Below are 467 nucleotides of genomic sequence, written 5' to 3' on the forward strand. Positions count from 1 at the left end.
TGCTCGGAGAACGGTGAACCGAAAACGGATAACCGTTCCTGCGACTTGCAACTGTTTCAAAGAACGAGATCCTGGCCAGTAGCGTGCCAGGATGACGTGAAGGACTGTCATTCGAGAGCTTACACTTATGAGCCTGCGCTGGAATCCACTCACTTTCTCATCCCGTAGTGGTTTCTGTACGGGATCTCGCCCTGAAGATCCGCTATACGCTTAAGAACAAGCCCCGCTGATCGCTGTGAAATACGGTTCACCGTTGGCTGTCCAAGAGCGAGGATCCGTTCACCGAAAAGGCCGCTGTACGCTTAAAAGCGGAGAACCCGCTGTACGCTGTTTAGAGTCGTCTTCGTTGAAATCAAACCCGAGAACCTTTTTCTTAAAGAAAGAGCACTGTCGAGCCATTCGCTGCGCTCACGAAAAGACGAGAAGCGAAAATAGGGACTGACGGGCTCCTGACGTCTGTACCGTTT

This window comes from Mesotoga sp. UBA5825, from assembly GCF_002432955.1.
In the GTDB taxonomy this organism is placed as follows: Bacteria; Thermotogota; Thermotogae; order Petrotogales; family Kosmotogaceae; genus Mesotoga.